This window comes from Flavonifractor sp. (assembly GCF_019422385.1).
GTDB classification, from domain to species: domain Bacteria; phylum Bacillota; class Clostridia; order Oscillospirales; family Oscillospiraceae; genus Flavonifractor; species Flavonifractor avistercoris.
This window is the reverse complement of the sequence record NZ_JAHZDL010000111.1, coordinates 1-7,113: the sequence shown is the minus strand read 5'-3', so window position 1 is coordinate 7,113 and position 7,113 is coordinate 1. Positions and strand designations below refer to the sequence as shown.

Annotated in this window: 8 protein-coding genes and 1 pseudogene; 1 reads left to right on the top strand and 8 read right to left on the bottom strand. The window is 66.2% G+C overall.

Features of this window, described 5'->3' with window-relative positions; all coding sequences use genetic code 11:
* A pseudogene (locus QZ378_RS11690) lies at window positions 1-256 on the bottom strand (peptidase S14); the annotation flags it as partial.
* Window positions 257-376: 120 nt separating this feature from the next.
* On the opposite strand from QZ378_RS11690, the gene QZ378_RS11685 reads away from it, so the two are divergent.
* On the top strand, window positions 377-1,006 hold the full coding sequence (locus QZ378_RS11685) for a MerR family transcriptional regulator (RefSeq protein WP_291258391.1): 630 nt from the start codon (window positions 377-379) through the stop codon (window positions 1,004-1,006).
* Here the strand turns inward: QZ378_RS11685 and QZ378_RS11680 are convergent.
* The 7 genes from QZ378_RS11680 to QZ378_RS11650 all read right to left on the bottom strand — a co-directional run.
* On the bottom strand, window positions 1,003-2,427 hold the full coding sequence (locus tag QZ378_RS11680; RefSeq protein ID WP_291258390.1) for a hypothetical protein: 1,425 nt from the start codon (window positions 2,425-2,427) through the stop codon (window positions 1,003-1,005). The two genes, QZ378_RS11685 and QZ378_RS11680, sit on opposite strands and share 4 nt — an antisense overlap.
* Window positions 2,411-2,929, bottom strand: coding sequence for a sigma-70 family RNA polymerase sigma factor (locus QZ378_RS11675; RefSeq protein WP_291258389.1), 519 nt, complete (start codon window positions 2,927-2,929; stop codon window positions 2,411-2,413). Before QZ378_RS11675 ends, QZ378_RS11680 begins: the two co-directional genes overlap by 17 nt.
* Before the next feature lie 108 nt (window positions 2,930-3,037).
* Entirely contained in the window at window positions 3,038-4,447 is a 1,410-nt protein-coding gene (locus QZ378_RS11670; protein WP_191378715.1) for an aminopeptidase, read from the bottom strand.
* A gap of 24 nt (window positions 4,448-4,471) precedes the next feature.
* Window positions 4,472-5,074, bottom strand: coding sequence for a dephospho-CoA kinase (gene coaE, locus QZ378_RS11665; RefSeq protein ID WP_191528701.1), 603 nt, complete (start codon window positions 5,072-5,074; stop codon window positions 4,472-4,474).
* 142 nt (window positions 5,075-5,216) lie between these two features.
* Window positions 5,217-6,233 (bottom strand): L-threonylcarbamoyladenylate synthase, encoded by a 1,017-nt coding sequence (locus tag QZ378_RS11660; RefSeq protein ID WP_191385045.1) that lies wholly within the window; start codon window positions 6,231-6,233, stop codon window positions 5,217-5,219.
* Window positions 6,234-6,433: 200 nt separating this feature from the next.
* The gene (locus tag QZ378_RS11655; RefSeq protein WP_191378713.1) at window positions 6,434-6,691 is read right to left on the bottom strand and encodes a hypothetical protein; all 258 of its coding nucleotides are present in this window, start codon (window positions 6,689-6,691) and stop codon (window positions 6,434-6,436) included.
* Between the two features lie 18 nt (window positions 6,692-6,709).
* Window positions 6,710-7,113: peptide chain release factor-like protein (locus tag QZ378_RS11650; protein WP_291258388.1), on the bottom strand; the 404-nt coding region annotated here is incomplete at its 5' end.

Below are 7,113 nucleotides of genomic sequence, written 5' to 3'. Positions count from 1 at the left end.
GCACCAGCAGGCCGTCCACCTCGTCGCTCTCCTCAATGGCCGCCAGCAGGGGCATCACGTGCTCGTACTTGGTGGTCTTGGCCGTGGATGACAGGAGCTGATGGCCCTCGATCTGTCCCACGATGGTCAGGGTGTGGATGGTGCCCCGGGCTGTGGTGATGGTGGTGGAGCCCATGTCCACAATCTGCTGCTGCCGCTGGTCATACTGGTTCTCGCTGTCGCCAACCGTCTCGCCGGTGGGTCTGGTCTCGTCCATACTACCGCCTCCCTAGCTCTCTTTGGGTTACAGTATGGATAATTTGTATCTTTTTATGCGCAGGGCTTGACACTTCCCTTACGTCAGATGGTATGTTAGTTGAGAAAGGGAGGGATCCGCATGAAGATGAAAGAGGTCTGCGCCGCCACCGGGCTCACCGAGCGGGCGGTGCGGTTTTATGTGCAGGAGGGGCTTGCCGCCCCGGACGCCCAGCGCCGGGGCGGGCGCACCTGGCTGGACTTCTCCCCCGCCGATGTGGAGCGGCTGAAAGCCATCGCCACGCTGCGAAGGGCCGGCTTTACGGTGGAGGAGCTGCGGGCCATGATAAAGGCCTTCCCGCAGGCCGCCCCCGAAGCCGCCTTTGCCCTGAGGCGGCGGCTTCGGGAGCGGCTGGACGCCTATGAACGGGTGTGCCAGTCCGACCCGGCCCTGGCGGAGGGCCTGGAGGATTACGCCGCCCAGCTGCGGGGCGACGTGGCCCGGGAGCCCCTTCCCGCCGCTGACCGGGCCCGCTCCCCCCTGCCGTGGGAGCGCTGGGTGGAGTGGGGCTCCATGGCCCTGGCCGCCTGGCTGGGCTTCCGGCTGTACGTCCCCCTGTACAGCCCCCTGGGGGAGCTGCTGTTCTCCCTGAGGATGAACCCTGTGAACACCCTGCTCTTTCTCATGCTGTTTCCGGCGGTTGTCCTTCCCATCTGCCTGGCGCTGGGCAGCCGGTTCGGGAAATGGCTGGCCGGCCATCTGGACTTTTAGCCGGACTCTGTCTCCTGCGCGGGCAGCTCCGCCAGCCAGTATCCCGGCCCGGCGGTATCGCCGGACTGGATGGGGATATAGCGCATGCCGATGGAGGCCCCCACAACTTGGCCGGGGTCGATGGGGGCCTCTGTGCTCCAGTGGTTGAAGGAATACCCCTGTCCGTTGGAGGTGGTATCCGGCTTGCCCAGAGCCAGCGTGGTTCCGTCCGAGAAAAACAGTGAGGCGGGGTACCCCAGGGTATCCGGCGTCTCTCCCGGATCGCTCTCCACCGACATCCCCATGGCGGTCAGATCAAGATAGGTCAGCTTGATGTGTCCGATGTACTCCCCCACCGGAATGCGGCGGTGGGGCACATTTTCCAGCGGGATGGACAGGTTCCACTCCCCTTCGATCAGTTCTCCCCCGATAAACCGGCCGGACACACCGCCCAGAGAGACATCCTCCCAGTCGGAGGGCCAGATGTTATAGCATGTGTCCTGGTACCATGCCCCCCCGTACTCAAACAGCGTCTCTCCGCCGTCCTCTCCCATGTCGAAATACCGCAGGAGCCGGTCATAGGCAGCCTGATCCCCGCTGTCCGACGCCTCATAGCTTCTGGAGCCCACTTCCAGGTGCAGGGTGCTCTCCGCGGCATTGATCCCCTCTCCATACCGGAATTGAATGTGCAGCCGTCCGTCTGTGCCGAACCCGACGGCGGACAGGAACCCACTTTGGATCCCCTCCAGGCCGGCGGACGTCTGCTCCGGCACCAGCACCGTCTCCCCGGTCTCCAGCTCCATGACCTCCAGCAGATCCTGCGTCAGCAGCTCCTGAGGCATGGAGCCCTCCTCCATCCACAGGGATGGCGTGAAGCTCCTGATCCCCAGCTCCAGCGTGCCGCCGCTGGCCGGGGGGCCGTCTCCGGTAAAGGTGAACCGCATCAGGGCCGTGTGCGTTTCCGCATCATAGCTGACCGTCTGGCCGCTGCTGAACGTGCCTCCGACGTAAGCTGCTTCCGGACGGTCTACCCATAGTGTCTGGAATGTGGTCTGTGCGCCGAGCCGCTCCTGCTCCAGATCCCGCGCCTCCAGATATATCACCGTCTTGTTGCCGTCGGACAGGGCGGAGACCACCCGCAGCTGGATGCCCTGATCCGTGGCGGCCACTCCCTCCACCTCCTGGGCATAGGGCTCAAAGCCGCCCAGCATATGGGCCAGTGCCTCCCGCAGGGATGGGGACGCCGCCACGGCGGTCACCGCCAGGGCGGCACACAGGGCCGCCGCCGTCAGGCACACCCGCCAGGGCCGCCCGCCACGGCGGCGGGCTCCGGCCCCACCGGCTGCCGCCAGAATGGCGGCCCTGCGGGCCTCGCTCAGCCGAACCGGCGCCAGCTCCGCCTCCAGGGCGTCATGAAGTGTCTGCCTATTCTTCCCCGTCATAATACCACCCCTTCAGCTTCTCTTTCAGCATGCCCCTGGCCCTGGACAGCCGCACCGTCACCGTGGAAACCGGGATGTGCAGCCGCTGGGCGATCTCCCAGGCCCTCCACTCCTGGTAGTAGTAGAGGATCACCACCTCCCGGTACTTGGGCGGCAGGGCCTGCACCGCCTTCACCAGGGTGTCATCCTCCGGCTCCGGGCTCTCGGTGCGCAGCCCCTCCAGCGCCTCCGCCGGGGCGCGCCGCGTCCGCCAGGGGCTCTTCAACTGGTTCTTGCACACGTTGATGGCAATGCGCACCAGCCAGGTCTCTACCGTAGACTCCCCCCGGAATTTGGGCCACGCCTGGAGCGCCCGCAGGAAGGTGTCCTGCACCGCGTCCTCCGCCTGGCTCTGCTCCCCCAGGTACAGGGTGCACAGCCGCAGCAGATGGTCGCCGTGCTCCTCCACCAGGGCCGCCAGATCCAGCGGCCCCGGCGCCGCCGCCTCCAGTGGCTGTTCCATATCTCTGCGCCTCCCCTCTTGCTTCCTGCTGATTAGACAACCCATGCCCCGGTTTTGCTTCAAAAAAATCCGCCCGCGGAGTCCGCGGGCGGATTTTGGTTTCCGTCTTTATTTCGCCTCGTAGAAGGCCTTGATCCCCTTGTAGGTCATGAAGCAGTCCAGCTTGGACACGGTCTCGAAGGGGGCGTGCATGCTCAGCACCGGTACGCCGGCGTCGATGGTGTCGATGTCGCGCTCGGCCATGAAGCAGGCCACGGTGCCGCCGCCGCCGGCGTCCACCTTGCCCAGCTCGGCCATCTGCCACACCACGTTGGCCTCGTCCAGCACCTTGCGGACGTAGCCCACCACCTCGGCGGAGGCGTCGGAGGCGCCGGACTTGCCCCGGGCGCCGGTGTACTTGCACAGGCCCACGCCGTAGTTCACCCGGGCGCTGTTGCGCTTCTCGTAGACCTCGGCGAAGTTGGGGTCAAAGGCGGCGGTCACGTCGGTGGACAGGCAGAAGGACTTCTCATAGCAGGCCTTCAGGGGCACCCGCTGGGCGTCGCACAGGTCGCTGACGAAGGTGTCGAAGGCGGCGGACTTCATGCCCGTCACGCCCTGGGAGCCGATCTCCTCCTTGTCCGCTAGCATGCAGATGGCGGTCTTGTCCGGGGTGCCCAGCGCCAGGGCGGCCGCCAGGCAGGCAAAGCCGCACACCCGATCGTCGTGGCCGTAGGCGCCGATGAGGGAGCGGTCAAAGCCGATGTCGGTGGCCTTGAAGGCGGGCACCACCTCCAGCTCGGCGGAGATAAAGTCCTCCTCCACGATGCCGTACTTCTGGTTGAGCAGCTCCATGACGGCCAGCTTCACCCGGTCGGCGCCGTCGTCGTCCTTGAAGGGGCGGCTGCCGATGAGCAGGTTCAGGCTCTCGCCGGGGATGGCCTCGCCCAGGGGCTTCTTGGACTGCTCCGCGCCCAGGTGGGGCAGCAGATCGTCGATGGTGAACTGGGGGTCGTCCACGCCGCCGCCGATGGACACCTTGACGGTGGAGCCGTCCTTCAGGGCCACCACGCCGTGGAGCTCCAGGGGGATGGTTACCCACTGGTACTTGCGGATGCCGCCGTAGTAGTGGGTCTTGAAGAAGGCCAGCTCGGCGTCCTCATAGAGGGGATTGGGCTTGAGATCCAGCCGGGGTGCGTCGATGTGGGCCGCGCCGATGTTGACGCCCTCGCTGAGGGGCCTGGTGCCGATCACCGCCAGCATCAGGGCCTTGCCCCGGTTCACCCGGTAAAACTTGTCGCCGGGATTCACCGCCATGCCCCGGGTGAAGGGCTTGAAGCCCTTGGCCTCGGCCAGGCGCACCGCCTCATCCACGCACTCCCGCTCCGTCTTGCCGGCATCCAGGAATTTCTTGTAATCGCCGCAGTAGGCGTTCATATCCGCCTCGTCCTGGGCGCTGAGTCGGTCATATCCGTTCTTGGGCTGATAGAACAGCGCCTCCCGGCGCAGCTCGCCGGCCTTTTTCTGCTTTTCTTCCATGGTTGCTTCCTCCTTATATGAATGTCAAATCTGCAAAATCTGCTCAAACAGGGCACGGGCCCGGGCGCGGAAGGCCTCGGGCGTGTCGTCCTCCCGGTTTTCCAGAATATAGCCGCAGTGGGCGCGGAAAAAGCCGTCCCCCTGCTGGGCCTCCACCCGTCTGCGGGCGTAGTCCTCAGAAATGCCCTCCCGGGCCATGATGCGCCGGATGCGCACCTCTTTGGGGGCCAGGATCCCCACCACCGCGTCGCAGCCCTCCCCCAATCCGCTTTCGATGAGGGCAATGGCGTCAATGGCCGCGGCAGGGCGGCCATCCCGCTCCGCCTGCGTGAGCTGGCGGTGGATCTCCTCCCCGATAAAGCGGTGGGTGATCGTGTTCAGCTCATCCAGGGCTTCGGGGTCACCGAACACCACATTGCCCAGCGCCTTCCGGTCTATCCGCCCCTCCGGGGTCAGGATGGAGGGGCCAAAGCGTTCCGCCAGGGCGGCGCGCAGTGGGCCGCTCTCCTCCAGCAGGCGGTGGTACACCGCGTCCGCGTCGATGATATGGGCGCCCAGGTCGGTCAGCGCACCCAGGGCCGTGGTCTTGCCCGCCCCGGTGGGGCCGGTGATGCCGATTCGCTTCATGGGGCCTCGCCTCCGTGGTGTAAGTATAGCATATTCCATGCCGAGTGTGTTATGGATTTGTGAATTTCCGCAGCTGTTCCCGCAGCAGGCGGAAGCGGCGCTCCATGTCCAGCAAAATCGGCGCAACGGCTGGTTGCGGCCCTCACTCCGCCTGGACGATGTGAAATCCCGCCGCCTTGTTCAGCCGGTTGGCCACCGCCAGGCCGATGCCGGCGGCCTCGGGGCACTGGGCCCAGATCTGCTGCACGTCGGTGCCGTCAAACCACCGCAGGGCGTCGAACACCCGCCGGGCCTGCTCCGGCACGTCCGTGCTGGGGCCCAGCTGCTCCAGGGGGTGGCCGTCAAACAGGCCGGCGTACTCGTCGAAGCAGATCACCCCGTCGCCGGGGGCCATGTGATCCTGGATGTACCGGGCCGCCGCCGCAGGGGCACCCTGCACCACCGTTACCGGGGCCTTGGGGGCATAGTGGCGGTACTTCATGCCCGGGGCCCGGGGCTTCTCCCCCTCGCCCATGAGCCGGGTCACGGCGGGATCCACCGCCACCTCCCCCAGCACCTCCCGGAGCTGCTCCAAGGTGATCCCGCCGGGCCGCAGCAGCCGGGGGGGCGTACAGGTCAGGTCGATGATGGTGGACTCCACCCCCACGGCGCAGGGGCCGCCGTCCACGATGCCGTCGATTTTGCCGTCCATGTCCTCCAGCATGTCCGCCATATTGGTGGGGCTGGGGCGGCCGGAGGTGTTGCCGGACGGGGCCGCCACCGGCACACCGGCGGCGGCAATAATGGCCCGGCACACCGGGTGGGCCGGACAGCGCATCCCCACCGTGTCCAGTCCGGCGGTCACCGCGTCGGGCACGATGGGCTTATGCCTGAGGATCATGGTCAGCGGCCCGGGCCAGAACCGCTCCGCCAGGGCATAGGCCGAGGGCGGAATGTCCTCGCAGTACCGCTCCAGCCAGTCCGCCGATGGGATATGGAGGATCAGCGGATTGTCCTGGGGGCGGCCCTTGGCCGCGAAGATGCGGCCCACCGCCTCCCCATCCAGGCCGTTGGCCCCCAGGCCGTACACCGTCTCTGTGGGGATGCCCAGCAGGCCGCCCCGGCGGAGGATCTCCGCCGCCGTCTCCACCTGTTCCGCCGTCAATCGCAGGGTCTGCACTTGCCTCGCCCCTTTGCTCAGAAGTGGCGGGTAATGCTCCGCCGCCGTGCCCGGGGCCGCTGCGCCAGGGTCAGGATTCCGGCCGCCAGCAGGGCCGCGCCGGACAGAAGAACCAGGATGCCAATCGCTTTTTTCATGGATCTCTTCTCCTTTGTTGTGATTTTCTATCTATGGATGCGGGCGCGCGCACAGGTGCGCCCCTACTCGTAGATGCCCACCGGTGTACCCGCCAGTTCAATGGTGGTATCGGGGGCAAACTGCGCCTTTTGCAGGTAGTTTTTCACGGTGAGGATACCGTACTTGGGGTTGACCTTCTCATCCTCCAGCTCCATCTCGATGTAGTCCGCCCCGGAGCCGGTGAGCCAGCCGTCATCCTCCAGCAGCTCCGCCAGGTCGGACTTGACCATGTCCAGAGACAGCTTCTCCGGCAGGGCGGTAAAGTGAATGATCAGTTCCACGTCTGTCTTGCTCCTTTTCTAGTTCTGTTCGCTGTTCTTTAGTCTTTCCGCCTGATCCGCCGTGACCAGCGCGTCGATAATCTCGTCCAGTGCCCCATCCATGACGCTCTCCAGCTTGTAGAGGGTCAGGCCGATGCGGTGGTCGGTGAGCCGCCCCTGGGGAAAGTTGTAGGTGCGGATGCGCTCGTTGCGCATGCCGGTGCCCACCTGGCTGCGGCGCTCCGCCGTGACGGCCTCCTCCTGCTCCCGCACCTTGGCCTCGTACAGCCGGGCGCGCAGCAGCTGCATGGCCTTGTCCCGGTTCTGGAACTGGCTGCGCTCCTGCTGGCACTCCACCACCGTGCTGGTGGGCTTGTGGATCAGCCGCACGGCGGAGGAGGTCTTGTTGATGTGCTGGCCGCCGGCGCCGGAGGAGCGGAACA